The sequence below is a fragment of the Lewinella cohaerens DSM 23179 genome (genome assembly GCF_000379805.1).
Classification (GTDB): Bacteria; Bacteroidota; Bacteroidia; order Chitinophagales; family Saprospiraceae; genus Lewinella; species Lewinella cohaerens.
The window spans coordinates 153,866-176,161 of the sequence record NZ_KB903576.1 but is presented as its reverse complement, the minus strand read 5'-3'; the positions used below and the strand labels follow the sequence as shown (position 1 = coordinate 176,161).

At 46.5% G+C, this 22,296-nt stretch carries 15 protein-coding genes; 8 read left to right on the top strand and 7 right to left on the bottom strand.

Annotated features, from left to right (window positions below):
- Window positions 1–34: 34 nt before the first annotated feature.
- The 3 genes from A3EU_RS0123900 (at window position 35) to A3EU_RS0123890 (ending at window position 3,762) form a co-directional block, all read left to right on the top strand.
- On the top strand, window positions 35–1,108 hold the full coding sequence (locus A3EU_RS0123900; RefSeq protein WP_020538725.1) for a LacI family DNA-binding transcriptional regulator: 1,074 nt from the start codon (window positions 35–37) through the stop codon (window positions 1,106–1,108).
- A 280-nt stretch (window positions 1,109–1,388) separates the two neighbouring features.
- Entirely contained in the window at window positions 1,389–2,999 is a 1,611-nt protein-coding gene (locus A3EU_RS0123895; protein WP_020538724.1) for a glutamate synthase-related protein, read from the top strand.
- Window positions 2,983–3,762, top strand: a complete 780-nt coding sequence (locus A3EU_RS0123890; protein ID WP_020538723.1) for a hypothetical protein — start codon at window positions 2,983–2,985, stop codon at window positions 3,760–3,762. Before A3EU_RS0123895 ends, A3EU_RS0123890 begins: the two co-directional genes overlap by 17 nt.
- A gap of 97 nt (window positions 3,763–3,859) precedes the next feature.
- On the opposite strand, the gene A3EU_RS0123885 is transcribed toward A3EU_RS0123890, so the two are convergent.
- Genes A3EU_RS0123885 through A3EU_RS34635 form a run of 3 tightly spaced genes read right to left on the bottom strand, consistent with a single transcriptional unit; the run spans window position 3,860 to window position 6,566 of the window.
- Window positions 3,860–4,687 (bottom strand): alpha/beta hydrolase, encoded by an 828-nt coding sequence (locus A3EU_RS0123885; protein ID WP_020538722.1) that lies wholly within the window; start codon window positions 4,685–4,687, stop codon window positions 3,860–3,862.
- A gap of 9 nt (window positions 4,688–4,696) precedes the next feature.
- Window positions 4,697–6,406: a sodium:solute symporter family protein gene (locus A3EU_RS0123880; protein ID WP_020538721.1), complete on the bottom strand. Its 1,710-nt coding sequence runs from the start codon at window positions 6,404–6,406 to the stop codon at window positions 4,697–4,699.
- A 10-nt stretch (window positions 6,407–6,416) separates the two neighbouring features.
- Entirely contained in the window at window positions 6,417–6,566 is a 150-nt protein-coding gene (locus A3EU_RS34635; RefSeq protein ID WP_020538720.1) for a hypothetical protein, read from the bottom strand.
- A gap of 553 nt (window positions 6,567–7,119) precedes the next feature.
- Here A3EU_RS34635 and A3EU_RS0123865 point away from each other — a divergent pair.
- Together A3EU_RS0123865 and A3EU_RS0123860 are read left to right on the top strand one after the other, a co-directional pair.
- Entirely contained in the window at window positions 7,120–7,950 is an 831-nt protein-coding gene (locus A3EU_RS0123865) for a mechanosensitive ion channel family protein (protein WP_020538718.1), read from the top strand.
- A 44-nt stretch (window positions 7,951–7,994) separates the two neighbouring features.
- Window positions 7,995–8,423, top strand: coding sequence for a VOC family protein (locus A3EU_RS0123860; RefSeq protein ID WP_020538717.1), 429 nt, complete (start codon window positions 7,995–7,997; stop codon window positions 8,421–8,423).
- A 93-nt stretch (window positions 8,424–8,516) separates the two neighbouring features.
- Here the strand turns inward: A3EU_RS0123860 and A3EU_RS31645 are convergent, their stop codons facing one another.
- Window positions 8,517–11,813, bottom strand: coding sequence for an ATP-dependent helicase (locus tag A3EU_RS31645; protein WP_211213966.1), 3,297 nt, complete (start codon window positions 11,811–11,813; stop codon window positions 8,517–8,519).
- 171 nt (window positions 11,814–11,984) lie between these two features.
- Here A3EU_RS31645 and A3EU_RS0123850 point away from each other — a divergent pair, with 171 nt between their 5' ends.
- A complete protein-coding gene (locus tag A3EU_RS0123850) occupies window positions 11,985–12,767 on the top strand; it encodes a carboxylesterase family protein (RefSeq protein ID WP_026211555.1) in 783 nt (260 codons plus the stop codon).
- A 974-nt stretch (window positions 12,768–13,741) separates the two neighbouring features.
- Window positions 13,742–15,088 (top strand): M24 family metallopeptidase, encoded by a 1,347-nt coding sequence (locus A3EU_RS0123845; protein ID WP_020538714.1) that lies wholly within the window; start codon window positions 13,742–13,744, stop codon window positions 15,086–15,088.
- A gap of 296 nt (window positions 15,089–15,384) precedes the next feature.
- Here the strand turns inward: A3EU_RS0123845 and A3EU_RS0123840 are convergent, their stop codons facing one another.
- Both A3EU_RS0123840 and A3EU_RS0123835 read right to left on the bottom strand, forming a co-directional pair.
- Window positions 15,385–18,357, bottom strand: coding sequence for a two-component regulator propeller domain-containing protein (locus tag A3EU_RS0123840; protein ID WP_020538713.1), 2,973 nt, complete (start codon window positions 18,355–18,357; stop codon window positions 15,385–15,387).
- A 4-nt stretch (window positions 18,358–18,361) separates the two neighbouring features.
- Window positions 18,362–19,204 carry a hypothetical protein gene (locus tag A3EU_RS0123835; protein WP_156825884.1) on the bottom strand — a complete coding sequence of 281 codons (843 nt, stop codon included), beginning with the start codon at window positions 19,202–19,204 and terminating at the stop codon, window positions 18,362–18,364.
- Window positions 19,205–19,721: 517 nt separating this feature from the next.
- On the opposite strand from A3EU_RS0123835, the gene A3EU_RS0123830 reads away from it, so the two are divergent.
- Entirely contained in the window at window positions 19,722–21,179 is a 1,458-nt protein-coding gene (locus tag A3EU_RS0123830; protein WP_020538711.1) for a glycosyltransferase family 39 protein, read from the top strand.
- Between the two features lie 518 nt (window positions 21,180–21,697).
- Here A3EU_RS0123830 and A3EU_RS0123825 read toward each other — a convergent pair.
- Window positions 21,698–22,159: a hypothetical protein gene (locus A3EU_RS0123825; protein WP_020538710.1), complete on the bottom strand. Its 462-nt coding sequence runs from the start codon at window positions 22,157–22,159 to the stop codon at window positions 21,698–21,700.
- Window positions 22,160–22,296: the final 137 nt, after the last annotated feature.

Genomic DNA, 22,296 nt, shown 5'->3' with positions numbered 1-22,296 from the left:
GCCTATTGAGGATTATAGAACAAAACAAAAGGCGATGAAAAGAATACGGATCAAGGATATTGCAGCCCAAGCAGGTGTGTCCACTGGCACGGTCGACCGTGTTCTTCATCAACGAGGTGATGTTTCGGCGAAAGCCCGGGAGAAGGTAAAAGCAGCCATGGAAGAGCTGGGCTATGAACGAAACCTCATTGCCAGTACGCTCGCCTACAATAGAACCCTGACGCTTGCAGTACTGCTCCCCTACCCTGAAACAGATGAATACTGGCTGGCCATCCACGAAGGTATCCAACGGGCCAAGCATTCTCTACAGCATTTTGGCCTGGACCTTGAAACGGTGAACTTTGAACTGGCCAGTCCCCGACATTTTGCGGAATGCGCTAACCGACTTCTTTCTCAGCCTCCGGCAGCCTTTCTTTTTGCGCCACTTTTTCAACTGGAAGGGATGGATTTGGCGCGCCAATTACAGGCCTTGGAGATTCCTTACATCATGATCAACACCCGCTTGGCGGAGGCTAATGCCCTTTGCTACGTGGGGCAGGATGCATACCAGGCAGGATTCTTGGGTGCGCGTTTGCTGCACTTAAATTTACCTAAAGGTCAGCAACCCCTCATTTTGCACTTGGAACAACAGGTAGACAATGCCCCTCACTTACTAGCCAAAGCCCATGGGTTCCGTGCTTACTTCAATCAGTCTGAAATTGCGATCCCTACGCTAACAGCAGAAATAACCACATTTGATAACCCACAAACTTTAATAAACAAGTGGGCTACGATAAATAAAAAGCATGATAATATTGGTGCCGTCTTTGTCACCAATTCTCGCGCGCACCTGCTAGCGAATGCTTTAGCAGACCAAGGACTCCCCATCCCGCCAATAGTTGGGTTTGACCCTATCCCTACCAATCTTGCTGCCCTCCAACAGGGGAACATCCAGTTCCTCATCAACCAGCACCCCAAAGCGCAAGGATATATCGGGGCTTCTACATTGTCTGATTACCTATTGCGCCAAGTGGATATTCCACCAGACAAACTGCTCCCGCTAGACATTGTTGTACGGGAAAACATGGCTTATTTAGGCAATTTAGATATTCTGGTTGGAGTGATTTGAGTGGTGCGGAAACGTGCGAGGTGCGTTTTTGGGTGCGGGGTGCGATGAATACTTCCGAACTTGCCGAAGGCATCCCAACGGGGCAGATTCCCCTCTTTTGACTTTGGTGCGGGGTGCGGGGTGCGGAAAACAATGCAGCAATATTAGCGTAAGCGAACAAAAGTTTAAAAAAGTAGATTGCAAAAGCAGATGTACAGACAAAACCATCCAAGTGTTTTTCAACGGACATGCTATTTCAAAAAAATACTCCTTCTTGAGTTCAAACCATTTTATAACACTTATGCAAACCCCCATCAAAGCCTTTTCTCTATCCGCACTGGAAGAAAAGCAACCTACTCATTTACTCGTTAAAAGTCTTGATTTAGTACTGATCCGTTATGGCGATGAAGTATCAGCGCTCTACGGCCGCTGTTTGCATAGAGGAGCATTACTCTCAGATGGGTTTATTGAAGGAGAAAACCTTATTTGTGGCCTCCATGGCTGGGATTATCGCTATGATACCGGAGTGAGTGAATACAACAACGACGAGGCGCTACACAAGTTTACGACGAAGATCGAGGGCGATACCGTGTGGATCGATGAAGCCGAAGTTGATGATTATTTGGAAGAGCACCCCCAGCCCTTCGACCGAGATGTCTACCTGGGAGCTTACGCCGATACCCACCCCGAAAGTACCGAGCCTTACACCGGCTACATCAAAGAATTAGCCAAAAATGGTCTTAAAAAATACGGCCACCATGGTCCTTCTGCCTCTATGGGGGTAGATCGGAATACTTTGCCAAAATGGGAAAACATTCAGTTTTTACCTGCTCAATTGGCTAGTCGCCCATTGATGGATGAAGATGAAGTAAATACCCAAGTGGTCATTGGACCAAGGGCTAATAAACCCCTGGTATTAAACATTCCTGTTTTTGTTTCCGATATGAGTTTTGGTGCACTATCGAAGGAAGCGAAGACCGCACTGGCGATGGGTGCTGAACTATCAGGCACTGGTATTTGTAGTGGCGAGGGTGGGATGCTACCCGCAGAGCAGGAAAACAACTCGCGTTATTTCTATGAATTGGCGTCAGGAAAATTTGGATTCAGCTGGGAGAAAGTACAAAAAGCGCAAGCTTTTCACTTCAAGGGCGGCCAAGGCGCAAAAACAGGTACAGGCGGCCATCTACCTGGCGATAAAGTAACTGCTGAAATTGCTGAAGTTCGTGGTATTAATGAGGGTGAAACGGCCATTTCTCCTGCTGCCTTTCCTGACCTACGGACCGTAGATGATTTTAAAGAAGTAGCGGATCAGGTCAGAGAAAAAACGGGAGGCATCCCCGTAGGTTTTAAGATTGCGGCCAGCCATATCGAAGCCGATATCGATTTTGCCCTTGCGGTAGGCGTCGATTATCTTATCCTTGATGGTCGCGGTGGCGGAACAGGATCTGCACCTACCATTTTGCGGGACAATATAAATGTGCCCACTATTCCTGCATTGGCAAGAGCTCGAAAACACTTGGACAAACGCAACAGTAAAGATGTGACGCTGGTAATTACCGGAGGGTTACGTGTGGCTGAAGATTTTGCTAAAGCAATGATGTTGGGTGCCGATGCCATTGCTGTATCCAATGCCGCCTTGCAAGCTATCGGCTGCTTGGGTATGCGTGCCTGTGGTTCAAATCATTGCCCAGTAGGTATTGCTACCCAGAAAGAAGACCTGAGGAGTCGGTTGATAGTCGAAGCCTCGGCCCAACAACTCCACAATTACTTCGAAGCGACGACAGACTTAATGAAGGTAGTTGCACGCGCCTGTGGGCACGATGATGTAAAGAAATTTAATTTTAATGACCTCAGCACCATGGATTACACCATGCACCGCTTAACCGGAATCAACTATGCAGGCTTACAATAAAACAGACCAAACGCTTCACCAAATAGGTCAAGTGCTGGCCAAGGCCGGGCGTAGCTTTGTTCCCAAACAAGACGACGACAGTCATTCAAACCTTTATTTTGATGCCTTGGCACAGCGTATCCATACCCACCCTTTTGGCGATGCCAAAAGAACGCTGGCCTTTAATCTGAATAACAACAGCTTTGAGTGGGTAGATACCCGCCAAAAGGCCAGTCCGATCATTAAGCTGGCTGGGCAGACCCTGGATCAACTAGAGCAAATTATCGCCGGACAGCTGCTGGAAACGGGATTGGATGAAAAAGCTTTTCTGGAACCACTACATTTTGAGATTCCGGAATATGACCACCCCAAAACCTTTCTGCCTCTAGCAGGAGAAGCTGTAGCCGAATGGTGCTACTACCGTCGGATGGCCAATCAGGCAGGCAATGCTTTATTAGGTTTCCTACAAAAAGAGGGGCAACCCCGTATTTGGCCACACCATTTTGATACAGGCACCTATTGTATCGTTGACGATTACATGGGCTTGGGCTACGGTCTGGCAATGCAAGATAAAATGGTGGGCGAACCTTATTTTTACCTAGCGGGGTATCCCCAGAAGGGTGAAGTAAATTACGAGGAAAAGCCTTCGTTGACAAACGGCCACTGGCAAATAGGTGAGCATTTCAAAGGAGCGGTACTGCCATTGACAGCATTACCCGGAAAGGGTAGCATGAAGATGATCCTACAATTTGTGCAAGAAGCTACGGAGTGGTATTTACGGTAAAATTTACCTTGCACCTAAGGGAATATTCATAAAAGACAAGCTTCACTACATTAAGTACTTGGTGCAAGGTATGAGGATTTTTTACTAAAAGCCCAACTTACTTCTCTTCTTTAGGGTACAATACAGAAAAGGCTCTGTATACTGCCTGGTGCAGTATATTACCATGATCTTGCTTACCAAAGTAATCGAAGTGTACATCCAATTTCGCAGCGCTTAGCTTCTTTGCTAAACTGCGGGCTACACGCTTCATCGTGGGGCCTTCTTTACCTACAGCAACGTAGATTTTTCCCGTCACTGAAGAAAGGTTTGGAGAATAATCGAGTAAAGATTCATCATCCCACCATAGGCTCGGGCTGATGATGAGATAATTGTCAAAAAGGGTGGGCTTTTTAAACAAAATCTCGGTGGCGAGTAATCCACCCAAGGATTGACCAATAATAGTAGTGGTATCGACGGTACGGTAAGTATCCTGAATAAGTGGCTGCAATTCTTGCTCTAGGAAATCTATAAACGCTGCTGAGCCCCCTGTAGTAGGAAAGTCCGCTTTGTCTTGCGTATTGTTCGTAGGATAGGTAAAATCACGTTTGCGGTCAACATTGGCGATGCCAATAACGATTGATTCCGGCAACATATTGATCCAGGGAAATGTACCAAATTGCACTAAGCCGGCAATGTGAATAAAATCCTCATCTGCCGCACCATCAAGGAGATAGATGACAGGGTATTCTTTTGTAGAATTATCATCATAACCATTTGGCAAATAAATATTTACTCTTCTTTCCTCTGAAAGATTTTTAGATAAAAATGTAAACGTTTCACCAATAGAAAAGGCATCTCTCTGAGTAATTTCTGGCAACGCCTTCTCCTGGGCATTTAGCCTAAGAATACAGAAGCTTAAACAAGCCAACCAAAGTACTTTCTTCATTACTTAAATTTAGGCTACTGCCTTATTTCGTCCTTGAATTAATTCTGCCATAACCATTACCAGGCCACATCCAATGGGATTCAACCATAAGTAAGCGACCTCAATAATCTCTTTTTGATCGAGGTAGAAGATTACGATTACTGCTATTTCTGCTAAAATCGCCGCCAAAAACACTGCTTTTCCGCCAATGCGCTTTTGGAAAAATGCGACCATAAAAATCCCCAAAATAGAACCATAAACGAGTGAGCCAATCATATTAACCGCCTGAATGAGGTTTTCGAAAAGATCTGCATATAGCGCAAAAATGAGGGCCATTACGCCCCAGAGAATAGTAAAACCTTTAGACGCTTTTAGGTAATGACGATCCTCCTTGTCTTTTACCAGCGAGCGTTTGTAAATATCTATTACCGTAGTCGTAGCCAAAGCATTGAGTTCGGAGGAGGTCGACGACATAGCAGCTGAGAAAATCACCGCCAAAAGGAGCCCTACCATACCTATCGGCAAATAGTTGATTACGAAAGTGATAAAAACATAATCCGTATCCTTGGTTTTAGCGGCGCCATCACTGGCTACATCAATCAAGGTTCTTACTTCTTCCCGAATATCGGCGTCAGCGGTTTGTAATGTCTCAAGGCGTTCTGTAGTCGCATTAATGGCAACCTCATCTTCGGTGTCCAAGGCGGTGATCATATTGTTCACTGCGGCCTCTCGCTGGGTAAACAGATCATCATAGGTGGCCTCCAAGCTCTCCAATTGTGGAGCTGTCACCGGGTTTTCTTTAACGATAGCTAAGTTCGCGGTATTGAAGTGAATAGGCGGCTTGACAAACAGGAAAAATATGAATACCAATATCCCCACAAATAATACCAGAAACTGCATTGGTACTTTAATAATACCATTGAATAACAAGCCCAGGCGACTTTCTGACAATGATCGCCCACTGAGATAGCGTTGCACCTGTGATTGGTCTGTCCCAAAATAAGAGAGGAATAAGAAAAACCCTCCCAACATCCCCGACCAAAAGGTATAGCGATTGCTCATATCGAAGGAAAAGTCAACCACATTAAGCTTTCCAAGCTTGCCAGCAACATCAACCGCGTCAATAAACCCAACCCCTTCCGGCAGTTGATTAACCAGAAGAATAGCGGCTATAAACATCCCCGAAAGGATGATAATCATCTGTTGCTTTTGGGTAACACTCACCGCTTTGGTGCCCCCCATAACGGTATAGAAAATCACAACGATCCCGATACCAAGAATGGTCCAATTCAATTGCCACTCCAGCAAAGTACTGAGGATAATGGCCGGAGCATAGATCGTGATACCTGCCGCCAAGCCCCGCTGAACGAGAAATAAGATAGCTGTAAGTGTACGAGTACGGAGGTCAAATCGGCCTTCGAGGTATTCGTAGGCCGTGTATATCTTGAGTTTGTAGTACAGCGGTAATACAAAAATACAGAGAAAGACCATTGCCAGGGGTAAACCAAAGTAGAACTGCGCAAAGCGCATGCCATCCTCAAAGGCCTGGCCAGGTGTTGATAAAAAAGTAATCGCGCTGGCTTGGGTAGCCATCACAGACAGACCGATGGTCCACCAACGCAGATCACGGTCACCCATCAGGTAACTTTCAACGCTTTTAATGTTGCGGGTATGGTAAACACCATACAAAACAATAGCACCTAAGGTGCCGAGCATAACCAGCCAGTCGAGCCAATGCATTCTAGGAAATTTAAGCGTGAATTTGGGTAAACCAATAGAGCAAACCAATCAGGATAAAGTGAAGCACAATTACCAACAAGTAGAGGTTACGCCAACTACCTAAGATAGGTGGCATATCATCTTCTGTATCCTGTTCCAAATTAGCTGGATGATCAGTCATATAATCGCGATTAGTTTGGGTGGGTGAAGATAGAAATTTTTAACAAGCCACCTCTTGGAAGGTTTTGCTAAAGCTTTGAAAAAGCAATATCCTGCTGTGAGCCTGGTCGTGCTCCCTAAGGGGTCGGCGAATAATAACTTCCTCCCTTTAATACTGATCTTTGGTCGCTGAACTTCGTTGCTCACCCTTTGCGTAACTTTGGCTATGCGCAGTCTTCGCGCCTCGTTCAGCACCCATAATGGCTAGCCTGAAATGGGGAACTTATTATTCGTCGACCCCTTAGTGTTTTCAAGTTGCGGAATCCTCCTCATGCCTGGCGTCCAACTATTTTCCACTTTTTTTATAAAAAGGAATATAGGTTTCAAAAAACAAAAAAGAAGAAATTTACAAATGAGTAAAATAAAATATCATTCATATATTATCTTTTTTTTTAACTCGCCACAACTAATTGTGAATATTTACTTCTATCGTTTCCCATTGAGGATGTAATCCCATCGAAGTATTTTCGCCGTTTCCTAAACTGATTACTACATTTGCAACAAATACATGGAACATGGAATTTGATACTTCACAAATTGAAGGTTGGGCAAACACCTTAATAGACCTTGCGTTCATTTACGGGCCTCCCCTATTACTTGGGCTAATCATACTTGTCGTTGGCTTAAAGGTTATTGCTAAAATACATAAGCTTGTCTCTAAAGCCATGCAGGTAGCGGGTATTAGCGAAAGCTTGGTCCCGTTTTTAAGTTCTGTTGTTTCTGTAGGTTTAAAGATTGTCCTTTTCCTTGCGATAGCAAGTATCATCGGTATCAATATTGCCTCGTTTGTCGCAATTTTGGCAGCTGCTAGTTTTGCAGTCGGGCTCGCTTTACAAGGAAGCCTCAGTAATTTTGCTGCTGGGATTATAATCCTCATCTTCCGCCCTTATAAAGTTGACCAATGGATTGAGGTTTGTGACAAATTTGGGCGCGTTGAAGAAATCCAAATCTTCAACACCCTCATTGTTACCCCCGGCAATAAGACGCTGATCATCCCCAACGGACAGATCGTCGACAATATCGTTACCAATTTTTCCGAAAAGGGCCATGTTCGGATTGAGTTGGCAGTTAGTATGCCTTACGGCGAAGACTTCCCTCGTGTTGAAAAAATCATAATGGATGTGCTGCAGAACACACCAGGCGTATTAGACGAGCCAGCACCCACCGTCGGTATTGAAACATTTGATAGCCATAATATCATTCTTACGGTTCGCCCTTACGTTAACCCTGATGATTACTGGCCCGTTACTTTTGATGTAAATCGCAATATCAAGGCAGCATTTAACAGCCACAATGTTCAGGTTTCCTACTCTGAGGGCATCGAATTGGGACCTATTGGTAAATAAGGTGTTCCTATCCGAAACTCACGTTAAATAGTAAAATAACGACGATGCAAAACCCACCTTTCCACCTCGCGTTTCCGGTAACGGACCTTGCTGCTACCCGCAGCTTTTATGCAGATCTAATTGGTTGCGAAATGGGCCGTTCCGCAGAACGCTGGATAGATTTCGATTTTTTCGGCCACCAATTATCGGCTCACCTCGTAGACAATGGCCTTCCTGAAGGCCCTACCAATCAGGTAGACGGTAAAAATGTTCCTGTGCAGCACTTTGGAGCGATCCTGGACATGGATACCTGGAATGCGCTGGCCGAACGCTTACGAGCCGATGGACAGGAATTTATCATCGAGCCCTATATCCGCTTTAAAGGCGAAGTAGGCGAACAAGCGACCATGTTCCTCCTCGACCCCAGCGGCAATGCACTGGAATTCAAAGGGTTTAAGGATAAGAGTATGATTTTTGCGACGGGGAAAAGTTAGTTAGATGGTTGGTTGGTTTGATGGTTCTGCAAGTAGTATCAGACCAACTAGAAAACTAGCAAACCATCTAACAATCAACCAACCAACAACCATCTAACTGCCTTCCCGGCAAAAGTCCAGCAGTTGTTTATAAACAGAGCTGCTTTCCAAAATTTTGTCGTTGCCTAACAGGACTAGGTGAGATCGCGCACGCGTCATGGCCACATTCAGCTTTCGATCGACGCCTTCGGTCGAGAGGGCACTCAGGGAATGCATCTGCCTTTCGGCATTGGTACACAAGCTGATCAAGATGATATCGCGCGCGCCACCTTGGTAGCGTTCTACGGTATCAATTGTGTAAGCTTCCGGGGAGAGTTTTTCGGCTTCGAGCATACTCCTGATTTGGGCAATCTGTGCCCGATAGGGGGTTATGATTCCAATAGCCCCTTCGCTTAGCGGTGCGCCATTTTCTTGGGCCAGGCGCTCGAAAGCTTTTACCAGATCAACCAACAAGCGCGCCTCGTGCTCGTTGGTTTTTAGTGTCGAGCTACCCGTGTCAATTGGCGTTGGCAGATAAACCAACCTTTTCCGGCAGAGGGCCTGCTCCAAGGCATTGGCATCTGGTGGCAACTTCCAATCAATGGGCTTTTGCTGAACTTCAAAACGTGCGGTATGCTCAGGCAAACACTGAAGATGTCCTTGGTAAAAGGCGTTTGCAGGAAACTGCATAATGTCCTCGTGCATCCGCCCCTGGTGCGTCAGTTGGCCGTAAGCCCAGGTCCAGTTTTCTGCCTGACACTTGAGATAAAGACGTTCAAAGAGCGACTGGCTAAGATCGGTAATTCCAGCCTCCTGGAGGTGCTGGTCGCGTACACGCGTAAGCTCCTTGGTTTGTGTCACTACAGCGGGAAGTTGCCTATGGTCACCAATAAGTATCCACTGGGGGAAACGACCAAGTAGCCCTACCAAAAGCGGCTCTAAAATCTGTGAAGCTTCATCAATAATGACGCGTTGGAACTTTTTCAGCTGGAACAAGTCGGTTTTATTAGCCAAAGAAGCTACTGTACCGACAAAGATGCGGCGTTGATCAATCAGCTGCCGCAATTCCTTACGGTTGTGAATCCCTTTGATAGCGCTTTGCAACAGCTGATCTTGAAAACGGGGATGGGTACCATAGCTGGAACCTATCCGAAGGTATTGGCTCTTCAAGTGGTCTCCAATGGCTTCGATAGATTCACAAATTTCATCAACTGCCCGGTTGGTATAGGCCAAGAGAAGGATATTCTCGTCGGTATTTTCCAAAAGATGCTTGACCAAATAATGGAGCATCACGCTGGTCTTCCCTGTTCCTGGAGGGCCCCATAACAGGAAATACTCAGGAGCGGCCAGCATGCGATCCAGCAACTCGGCCTGCTCATCGGTAAGGAGGGCGGGCCATTCTCTCGCTATAGGTTCTTCCTTTTGAGGCGCACGCGCACCTAGTAGCAAATGGCGGCGATCTGGTGGCGACTGTGCCCACTCAAACAAGCCGCGGTAGTAGGCATTAATACTGCTATCTAGGAGGTCATGCTCCAAAGTCCAATATTCCTCTTCGTAAAAAAGACGATCATTGAATTGCTTGCTGCGTAAGCGGACCGTCACCTGCTCTTGATCCAACGACAGAATGGTACACTTGAAAACCTGATGATCCAGTACGCCCTTGCCATCTTCAGAGTACGGAAAAAGCACGGCGATGTCTCCTACTCTAAAATTAGCAAGCGTGTTGGTCTGCTCACCACGTAGGAGAATGAGAATGGGTTCTTCCTCTTTAGTGTTGTTAACCGCCAATTTTAGTTGAGCAAGCCGCTGGTAATTTTGTTCCTTTTCCTCCGGGTGGTCTAGCCACAAACTGGCGAGGCCATTCATCCGTTCCATGCCCTGTACACCCGTCTTGGCCAATCGATGTTCGCGAGCGACAAAACCAGCGAAAGCACCAAGGTAAGCCTGCTCAACACCCGTAAGGCGATAAAACACCTGAGAGAAAGCTTGCAGGTCACGCGCGGCGAAACCTTTAAGGTGCGGGTATTTATCGGCATTGAGTTTGCTAAATAAACGTCGGGTCTGTAGCAACAAATCTTCTTCCGTAATTCCCAATTGTGCCAACAGGTATTCGATAGCCAGCAACTGATTCCTCAACTGCAAAGCCTCATATTGCTGCGCCTTAATCGCGGGGGCAAAACGCAAGGGGCGTTCTTCTTGGCTACTGTACAAAATGTAACAGCCTACATTGGTTGCCCCACCATAAGCCGAGCGCACCAGAAAATCGTAAAGCACCGTCTGGATATAGTGATTGGGGCTAATGCCGTGTATATTCGGCTGGTAGGGCTTGCCGCTTTTTAATTCCACAATAACGGTACGGCCCTCAAATTGCGGGCTCCGGTAAAGCAAATCCAAGCGCCCTTGCAGGCCATAGCGCTCGCTGTAAAAGGTAGGTTCGAGGTAACAATATTCGTTATTCATTCCCTCCTGAGCAAAGCCCTGAACGACCATCTGTTTGAGGCGTACAAAATGCCCTTGTGCCTTGCCCATCATTTCCCGAATCTGGCGATCTGAAAACAGGCAAAACGCCAATGGATTGAGGTTAAAAATCTTAGCAGCCAAGGATTTAAAGGTCACCTCTGGATCGTTCATCAGCTCATCCAGGAAAAAGTTGGCGACATTTCCTAGCATGAGGGGTACCGTTTGCTCAAAAGGCAGGAATTTCTTGAGTAAGTAGCCCCAAGGGTGAGTATTCTTGCCATGAAAACATTCTGCCACTCCAGACACATCGATCAAAAAGTCGGGTTCCAACACAAAAGCTCGTGGACGGTAGATACCGTCAACACCAACTTCCACATCCAGTATATTGAGGTTCACGGGAAAACCCGTCACTTTACGAATCAGCTTAATAGTTGGATCAAACAACTCATTACGATCCGCCAGATGATACTGGATACGCACCTCTTGGTCGGGGTAATCTTCATCACGAGCAATCAGCTGCTGTTGCGCCGGGTCATCTCCCAAGACCAGCACCCTCGCTTCTGGCCGGAAAGCCGCAATCGCAACCTCCTGCATGGGCATAGGCCAATCTAACGGCAATGTTGCGGCTACTTCTGTACTGGGTGGCTGTCGCCAGATAGCTAGAATAAGATCGGCTATCGCTTTCGATCCTAACGCTACGGTTTCCGGCGCTCCCTGTGCCTCTTTTTTTCGCGCTAAGCGACGGAACAGATGAACATAGTATTGTAAAGACTTTGGTAGCGAATACTTGTGCCCCGCATAAGCCATACGCGCAAAATAGGTCGTAAAAGGCAGCTTTTCCCTTCGGGTAACCTCCTCAAAGATCAACTGCAACAAATGCAGGCACGCCGCCGTCTGATCTTCGTTAGACAACGATGATTGCGTCTGTATTTTGTACAGCTCACGGTAAAAAAGTACAGCTAATCCCTGCTTTGGTTGATCTTGGCCCATTGACACAAAAGTACAGAAGTAATTTTAGTATAAAACATTTTTATGTAAGAAGTCTGTTTTTAGTATTTTGTGTTTCAAATGATGCTCCTTCAGATGCAAAAAATAATCCTCTTCCTTTCACTGATCATCACTATGGCCTCCCTCAAAGCACAACCCACAGCGGCATTGGCCGCATTTGAAGCACACACCTTCACCGATGAGCAATCAGGACATCTACTCCCCTACCGAGTGCTTTGCCCACAAGGTTACGACCAAGATAAAGAGGAAAAATATCCGCTGATTTTATTCCTCCACGGTGCCGGCGAACGAGGCGATGACAATCAGCTCCAACTTACCCATGGCACGCCACTCTTTCTGGATAATCAAGAGCATTTTCCCGCCATCGTCTTGATGCCGCAATGTGCGACCGACGATTACTGGGCGCAAATGGTCAAAGACAAAGACCAGCGGCGCTACAATTTCAACGAACACCCCAACCCAAGCCTGGCAGCTGTTCAAAAGCTACTGCACACCTATATAGCTACCGAAAATGTCGACCCCGACCGCGTCTACCTTATAGGTCTTAGTATGGGTGGCATGGGCACTTTTGAGTTGCTGGCCCGTGAGCCACAGACCTTCGCTGCCGCCATCCCTATTTGTGGGGGTACCAATCCGGCATTAGTAGCCCTCTACGCCGAGCAGGTCCCCTTGTGGATCTTTCATGGCGAGGAAGATAGTGTCGTGCAAGTCGAAAACTCACGCCGCATTGTCCAGCAGCTGGCAGCGCTTGGCGTCGTACCTCGCTATACAGAGTACCCCGGCGTCAACCACAACAGTTGGGACAATGCTTTTGCTGAGCCAGTGTTATTGGAGTGGCTGTTTGGGCAGAGGAAATAGTAGTGGAAAAGTGTAAGAGTGGAAAGGTGTAAAAGTCAGTTTCTTGCTCCGCAAGCAAAGGATCCAATCTAGCTTTATAGTCCTTCAACCCAGGATTTGTGAATTCTGACTTGCTCTTTTTTAGCCTCACTGCGTTGAAAAGCCTCGCCGACGCGCTGCGTTGCCTACTTTTTTCGCCTTGCGCGGCTAAGAAATACCGGCGTCATATTTTCACAAACTCTGCATTGGAAGACTATATCACCTTACGCTTTTTTGGATCGTCCTTGACGATGACATTAATATTGGCCTTTAATAACTTCCGATTTTCCGATTCAAAATAAGCATAGGAGAAATGACATCAGCTAAGTCAGCATAATTTAATGACCACAGATTTGTGTTTTGTTATAACCCTTACACTTTTACACTCATAAAAAACCCTTACACCTTTTATTATGGCGCATCCCCTGTGGGGTCGCTCCCTTCCAGGGTTCGCTTTGCTCCGTCCTTACGGTCTGCTCACTGTGTTCGCACCTTCCAGGCAGCTTGCGCGGGAAGCGCACAAAGGAATGTTTTGCCTATAATTTAGGTAAAACAAAGACAAGGACGCCCTATGTTTAAAACTTAATCACCCAAGATACTTCGCACAGCCCCACCTCACAAAAAGTGTTTTTTTTGAACAAAAACAACAATACATATACAAAATAGCGGTAATTAACGTATATTTACCATCAAGAAGCGGCTGACAACCACTTCTTACCATCAAAGGACACTACCCTCATCTTGTCAGGTGAGGCATTCAACGGATTTTTGTTAACACATTGCTGGCTCTTCCCGTTTCGGGAGGAGGTTAAGAACGTGTGCCCCTGCGAACAGTTTGCAGGAGGTGCGAGGTGACCCGGACAAAAGGGTGGGTCCCGCCCTGCGGGCCGTGCACCTACTCGAAAAAAAACGCCTATCTTAGTCCCTATACTGCCTACTCATCATACCAAACCGTCATGCACAAATCGCTTCTTTCTTTAGCCTTCCTCCTCGCTACAAGTTGCTCTCTTTCCGCACAGATGCCAGCTATCCTCACTATGGAAGAAGAATCCCATCTGCGCGATCAGTGGCTAGAGCAAAGGGTGGAACGTATTTTGCCAGACCTTATGCGTCGCGAAGGTATTGATATGTGGTTGCTCATCAGCAGAGAATATAATGAAGATCCGGTACTGAAGACCTTCTTGCCTAGCAAATGGCTATCAGCACGACGTACGACTATACTACTGATGTATGACACTGGCGAAAAGATAGAAAGCCTGGCCTGCGCCCGCTATGCCGTAGGTAGCATCTTTGAAAAAGCATGGGACAAGGAAGCTGAGCCAGACCAGTGGTCAGCCCTCGCCCGACTTATTGAGGAACGTGATCCTCAGAAAATAGCCATCAATCGTTCCGAACATTTCGGATTAGCAGATGGTCTGACTTCTTATCACTATGATCAATTGCAAAGCTACCTGCCAGAAAAATACAGCAACCGCCTCGTCAGCAGCGAACGCCTGGCCATTGGTTGGCTAGAAACTCGGTTACCTGAAGAAATGACCGTTTATCGGCAGATTATGCGTATTGCCCACCAAATCATTGCAGAAGGCTTTTCTGAGCAGGTGATTACGCCCGGGGTGACTACTACCGACGAAGTGGTCTGGTGGTACCGCGAACGTATTCGCGAACTCGGCTTTACCGCTTGGTTTCATCCTACGGTAGATGTACAGCGTGCTGATCCTGGAAACACAGAAAGCGAGCGAAGTTTTGCTGGCAGGCCTGAAGAAGCTATCATCCAACCCGGCGACCTCCTGCATGTCGATTTTGGCATCACCTATCTTGGCCTCAATACCGACACCCAACAAAATGCTTATGTTCTCAAATTTGGAGAGACCGCACCTCCAGATTATTTGGTAGCTGCTCACCAGAAAGGCTTGCGCTTAATGGATATCCTCACCAATAATTATCGTACAGGACGCTCAGGAAACGAGATATTAGCAGCCTCACTACAACAAGCCAAAGACGAAGGCCTGGAACCTACGATCTACACCCATCCTATCGGCTATCACGGACACGCTGCAGGCCCCACCATCGGGATGTGGGACCAACAGGATGGTGTCCCTCACAATGGCGACTATCCCCTCTACCCCAACACCTGCTACGCAATCGAGCTCAACAACGCCATCTTCCTACCCGAGTGGAACAAGAAGATCCGCATCATGCTCGAAGAAGATGCTTTCTTTGATGGTCAAAGCTGTAAATACATTGATGGTCGGCAGACAGAATTGTACCTGATTCCCAGGATTTTGCCTAATCATGGGGAGTAAGGTATTATGAAGGTGGTTGTTAGTTGTTGGTTAGATCGTTGGTTGGTTGCACTGTAGGATCAAAATACCTAAATATTCACGTGTAGCAAACCTACCTTCCCCTGCAAAAAAGGTTCCGAAACAAAACTATTTTTGACAATGGGAAGGGTCAGGGATGAGGCTAGAGGTCGATTAGACTACTGATAACTAGAGCCTTACGACAACTAGCCACTTCCGAATTGAAGAAATGGCTAGTTGGAAACAACCAACTTTCAACCTTCAACAAATTTTCCAACCATCAAACGATCTAACCAAAATCAAACCGGTATCCTTACTTTCACGATCACCCCCTTGACTTGGTCTTCAGCTACTATTTCCTTGATCTGATAAGGCGTAGCCACCGTCGTGTGCTCTAATAATTCCAAGCGCTCCTTGATCACTTTCAGGGCCGTAGATTGATGATCACTACTACGCTTGGCACGGCTAGCGGCCAAACCAGGGCCATTGTCTTCAATGCTAACCAAAAGTATCGTGGGCCCTTCTTCGGCAAAGGTAACAGTGATTCGGCCATCTCCTTGCTTATTGCGCATACCGTGGTGAACCGCATTTTCCAAAAACGGCTGTAACAACATTGGAGGAATCTCTATCAAATCGACTTCCAAATTTGCTGGAATCTCAAAATGGTAAGAAAAACGTGCGCCTGTACGAAACTGCTCTAGTTCAAGATAGTGTTGCAAGTTTTCAATCTCATCACTTAGGGTAATCTTACTGGCCCGAGAATGGTAAAGCGTCGAGCGCATCAAAGCGCCAAATTTAGTCAAGTACTCGCTTGCGCGCTTGTAGGCCCCTTCATTCAATTCATACTGTATTCCTTGCAAAGCATTCGCCAAAAAATGAGGATTCATCTGTAGTTGCAATGCTTTTTGCTCCAACTCCAACAGGCGATTTTCAAGGCGCAAGCCTTCGGCTACCCGGCGCTGCCTTTTGAGACGACGATGAAAAATGCGCCACAGCAGCAAACTCAACAATAAAACAATGCCTCCTATCACAGCACCTCGAAACCAGGAGGTCTGCCAGAAGGCCGGAATAATATCAATAGGTAACTGTATAACATCACTTTTACGATTCCCCTCTCCTACTGCTCTCGCCATAAAAGTGTAGGCTCCTGGCGGTAGCTTCACATAAGAAACAATGCGCTGCTCGCTGGGAGGCGTCCAGGCTTCTTCCCAGCCAGCCAAGCGCCATTCGTAGCGTACATCCTGGGGCTGCGCCAAGTCTTGGGCGGTCAGCTCCACACGGATTTGATTTTGGTGATAAGCCAATTCTAGGCGAGGTACAACCAAACTGCCCCAACCATCAAGAACAGGCTGCTGAAGTACTTCGGCTGCTGGACGATACGACAACTGAATCCCCGCCAATGACAACAATGGAGGCGCTAACCGGGTCACCCTTACAGGTTTGTTTTCATAAAGCATCAAGCCATTCATCGTACCTACCCAGAGGTTCCCTTTTCGGTCTGCAAGTGCTGCATCTGTGCAGGTTTCTATTCCGGTAAACCCTTCTTCTGCACCATAAAAATTAACTTCTCTAATATTTCGTGCAGCATCCAGTGTAATCCTATCCATACCACGTTCACTGCCTACCCATAGCTCTTGAGCACTTGTAAAAGCAAGGCAATACAGGTTGTTGGATTGTAAGCCATCCTTGTTTTGAAAAGCCGCCAACCGCATTCCTTCGGGTGTTTCTCCTGCTCGCACGAGGCCACGGGCAGTCGCTAACCAGTAGTAACCGATACTATCCTGGCGCACCGCCCGAACAGTATTAGAAGGCAGGCCTTCTTTTCTGGTAATTTGCCAATGCAGTATATTGGGCTCCCAACAAGCCAAGCCCAGTTCTCGGTAAGCGATCAATAAACGACCTTGCTGGTCTTTTTGCAAACTTTCAATTCGGCCAATAGGCAACTCGTGTTCGCGCCCAAAGGTTTGGCAGCGAAAAGTCAGACCTGTTGAATCTTCCTGCATCCGCAGCAAACTCAAACCTTCATAGGCTGTTGCTACCCACCAACTGTCTTTTCCTGCGGGGAGTAGGTCTAAAATGTATTTCCCACAAGCATCTACCGTTACCCAACTGCTGTCGGTATGTACTTTAATGCCATTGCCAGGTGTGCCCATCCACCACCAGCCGCGCTCATCGCGGGCCATCGACTTTATTTTTTCTCCGCTCAGCTCGGGGTCAGATAAATGAGCGACAGGGCCACTTTCCGTTTGCCAATAAATACCATGATTGGCTAAGGTAAAAAAGACGCCCTGAGAATCTACCTCACTGAGTGCGTAAACCTCCCGGTCTGGCAGCCCCCTGTTTTGGTCAAAAGCAGCAAAGGGAGCATATCGTATACAACTCAACCCTCCGCCCGAAGTACCTACCCAAATGTTTCCCCACCGATCGCCGGTAATTGCCCTTACATGATTACTTCCCAGGCCATCTTTGCGCTGAATAGGCAGCCATTCCCGGCCTCCTTTAGGCAGTACCAGTAAGCCCTGGCCTTGGGTTCCCAACCAGCTGTCTCCTTGTTCAGAAACGTAAAAAACAGTTGGATTCCTTGCAGGTACCTTGCGAGAAACAAGAGAATCACCTTGTATCGAAAAGAATTGCCCTCCGGGTGCAAGTGCCCAACTTTGTCCACGCAAATAACGATACATCGACCATATCTGATGACTAGCATTGTACTTCCCCTTTAGCTCTGTCCACTCCTCATTTTGCCAAGACCAAGCTCCTCGGTCAGTACCCAGCAACATACGGTTCTGCTCATGCAGCACGCAGTAAACTTGCAAATAAGGCTTGGGAAAAGTGATCTCCTTCCAATCCTCTCCTTCATTATTGGTGAAATAGATTTTTTCGGTAGTCAGCACCCAGGTAGAGGCTTCGTCTCCAGTGATATCCAGCACTTCTTTTTCAGGCAAAATGGATTTAAAACCAGTACCATCATAGCGCGAAAGGCCGCCATCCGTACCTACCCAAATCTGCCCCTCAGCATCCTCCCAAAGGGCTGATACATTATTCCCCAAAAGGCCATCCGCATCAGAAAAGGTCTGGAATTTCTGCCCATCAAAACGCGACAAACCGCCGCCCTGTGTGCCTGCCCACAAAAAGCCCCGACTATCCGCCAAAAGGGCATAAACCTGCGACTGCGCCAAGCCATCACTCACGGTGTAGGTCTGTACACTCCGTGGCTGAGCACAGACTGCCAAATAACAACAACTCAAATAAACAGCGATAAATAATCGGGGCATGATTTTAACTTTCCTCTGCTAGCGCCTCTTTCAACAAGTCTACATTATCGCCCCCAATAGCATCAGCTAACTGGCGACGATATTTAGATTTTTTGGATAAGAACCGGTACAATTCTATTACTTCCTTTTTGCTCTGTTCTGGCAAGTTGGAATACCCGTGTTGCTCAAAATATTTCGTCAAAGCTTTTAACCGCCACTCGTTATCATTGCCATAAGCGCCTACATTGTATAAAAACTCAGCTTGTCGGAGTGCTTTAAACTTTGGGCTAAGGTTATCCAACTTATCAATAGACGCTAACAAAGCATCCACTTCCCCCTCTTCTCTATAGTACGTTTCACCTAAACCCGCAATAACCAATGCCAACTGCTGCTGCTCTTCTTTGCTCAGGTCATCGATTTCGGCTTTAGGTTTACTAAAAATTTGGAAAATGTAATCCCCACATTTTGCTTTTTTGTTCTTGCTATAAAAACTTGCCAGATCGAACATTTCCGCCAGCCCCAATGCTGTAACTTGCGTAATCGTTTCCGTTCGTACTTCATTTTTTGGAAGCTCTACCTCCCCAATAATCGTTCCCTTATCCTCCTTCGTTCTAACCAGCAGTTCTACCTTCTCCCCACCGCTGCCAGCAGTAGTAATATATTCATCTTGCTTATCAAGCTTCAGATGATTGATCGCCGATGAAACGTCTATTTCGGGTGCTTCATTTTTGAATTTGAATAAACCAACTAGGCACAAACCAAAGATTAATACCGGAGCAATACCCTTAAGCGCCAAGCCTGCAAAATTGACCTCGCCCTCGGCAGATTGCATGTCTTTTCTGAAATCACTATGAAAAATAAGCGCCAAAACAATAATGAGCATTGCCGCTATAATCGCATAAACGATAATACTGTTATCTGAAATTACAAACCCCATAATTAGTCACTATAAATTAGACTGATCAAGGTAAGACTTTTTATTTTAGAGTACGCTCAGGATTGGTTTATACTTAGGTATACTTATTCTAATTTGGGGCCATGCCGTCGTGCCTCGGCACCGGGCTGTTCACTAATGTTACCATCCCATTGTCCTTGCCTTCCGATGGGAGATCGGAACGCCCCGAGCTCCAGGCCCTGCCTTGCGCACTAAATTTCATACCATCATCTGCGAACGTGCGTATATTATTTTGCCTGTTAGAACGTGTTCAGAGACATCTCAACTAAAACCAAGCATGAAATCAAGAAGAAAACACCTCGGAGAGGTGGAGCATTGATAGAAAAGAATAAATAGAAGGTAAATCGACCTCGGATGAGCTCGCACTACTGCCAACGCAAGATCTTGCTCCTAAATCATTACCTTCGCACCTTCAAAAGATGCTATCACTTTGTCTATTTCTTCTCCCCTCCGTCGGTGGTTATATTTAGCCATCGGAATCTTCCTGGTTACCTCTTGGTTTTCAACGGGATACAACCAATCTGACGAACATTTTCAAATTTCAGAATTCGCAGGTCTCAAACTGGGAGTCAACCAAGCGCATGACCTAGCCTGGGAATATGGCGCTCAGATGCGACCTACCCTACAACCCGCTATGGTTGTAGCAACTCATAGGCTCTTGGGCCCTTTGGGCATCGACAATCCTTTTACCATTGCATGGTTGCTGCGGGTATTAAGTACGCTTTTCACACTTGCGGTCAGCTGGTTACTCTATCGTGTTTATGCCTCCCGATTCTCTGAAGGGCACCAGCAGTGGGCTTTTTTTCTTTTCAGCTTTTTCCTATGGTTTGGCATTTACAATGGCGTGCGTTTCAATTCCGAAACCTGGTCGGCCAATACCTTTGCCCTTGCCGTGGGGCTCTTAACCTACTGGAAACACCCCAACTGGCGACAATACCTGACCTTGGGCTTATTAGTAGGCTTGTCTTTTGTTTTCCGCTATCAAGCTGCCTTCATGATTGCCGGTTTTGGACTCTGGCTGATCTTCATCCAAAAAGAAAATGCTGGCAGATTGTTAGCCTTCATTCTCGGCGGACTGCTTATGGCAGGCGTTGGTATTCTCGTTGATCGCTGGTTTTATGGGGAATGGGTACTAAGCACCTGGCATTATTTCGAACAAAATATCCTATTGGACAAGGCCTCAACCTTTGGCGTCGATCCCTGGTGGAAGTATTTCCAGGAAATGATCATCAAGGGCGTCCCTCCGTTTGGACTTCTTTACCTATTGGCTATATTTCTGTTCATCTGGCAAAAGCCAAAAGACCTTATCACTTGGCTCGCCATTCCTTTCCTAGGCATCCACTTGCTCATTGCACATAAAGAGCTTCGTTTTTTATACGTCCTTTTACCATTCCTCCCCATTGCCTTAAGCACTGCCTTGCAATGGTGGGAGAAGCATCGCCAACAGCCGCTCTGGTCTGGTCGAGGTTATCGGATTGGTTGGCGAATATTCTGGTTCCACAATGCCGTACTTACCCTCTTTATCATGTTCTGGCCCATCATCATGGAGATGAACATCTACCGTACCATCTACGACCAGTACCAGGAGCCCATTACGATTTATGGTGTGCAGGATCATCCCTATCGACCTTTTGAACTGTACATTAATTATTACAAACGCAAAAACCTCTACACCGCAGAGGTTGACAATCTTGATGAACTTCCTTTGTATGAAAAAAACACCTATCTCCTTGGCGTTGACCGTAGAGAAGGCTACCCCATCGATAGCTTACCTGGCCACAAAAAACTAATCTACAGTGCCTTTCCTGACTGGATAATGCCCCTCAATTTTAACGACTGGATGAGCCGTTCACAATGGTGGCTGGTGTATGAAATACGACCGGAATGATGGTTGTTGGTTAGATGGTTTCGAAAGTAGCATCAAATACCACTAGGTATTTAGGATATACCTTGTAGCCTGAATCCACTAAATTCAACTGTAGCTTAAAACACCTAAAACGAACCCGTGTATCCAGCCTCCCTTCTCCTGCAAAACAGACCCCGAAACGCTACCATTCTTGACAATGGGAAGGGCCGGGGATGGGGCTAATGATCGGTTAGATGGTTGTTGGTTGATTGTTAGATGGTTTTTTGATTCCGCTAACCGCAGCAGACACCTCTATATTTAGGGTGTTTCTATAGGTGTGAATTCACGACTTCAACTGTGGCAAGACACACCTAAACATCCACGTGTATCCAGCCTCCCTTCCCCTGCAAAACAGACCCCGAAACGCTACCATTCTTGACAATGGGAAGGGCCGGGGATGGGGCTAATGACATCCCCAAAACAAACAGTCATCCTTCTTTGCACTTGCAAAAAAGAATGACTGCTTCTAATACTTAACAATTTTCCGGAAAGGAAAATATTTATTCAAAAACCTCCAACATAGGAAGTTCAATAACGGCTCTTTCTTCTGGTCCTATACTTGCAAATCCAAGAAGGCCGCCAGAGGCCTCTGCAACGTGCTCAGCAAAGGTGCGGAAGTTTTTGTAGTAAATCGCTGCATCAAAAGCATCCAGCTTGTGAAGGATAGGATTCAACTTCGCCAGTTCCTCAGATATAACCTGGGTACGCTCAGCGGTTTCTTTTGGCAAGCGGATAACCAGCTCATTAATCCGGCTTGCGAAGTGATCGCTAACCAGCTTATAATAGTCGTTCAACTTACTGGCATGATCATAACTCCGAATCTTCGTAACCTTCTCCGCCCATTCCAGTTCGTTATCGTCCATTTTACCGTCGGCTCCGGCGACAAGGATCGTAATTAACGGAATAGCATCAACCATGTGTTGTTTTTCCGCTTCGGTGAGTTTGCTAAATTCTCTTGGCATTTGGCGCTATTTTTTTACACGCTTAGATAGAAAGCACAATGGCTTTACAGCCTGTCTTTCAATGATGCCGCAAAAATAGAAATTTTCTATAAAGAATTCTACCAGATTGAACACCGATATACTGACATTAAAAAATT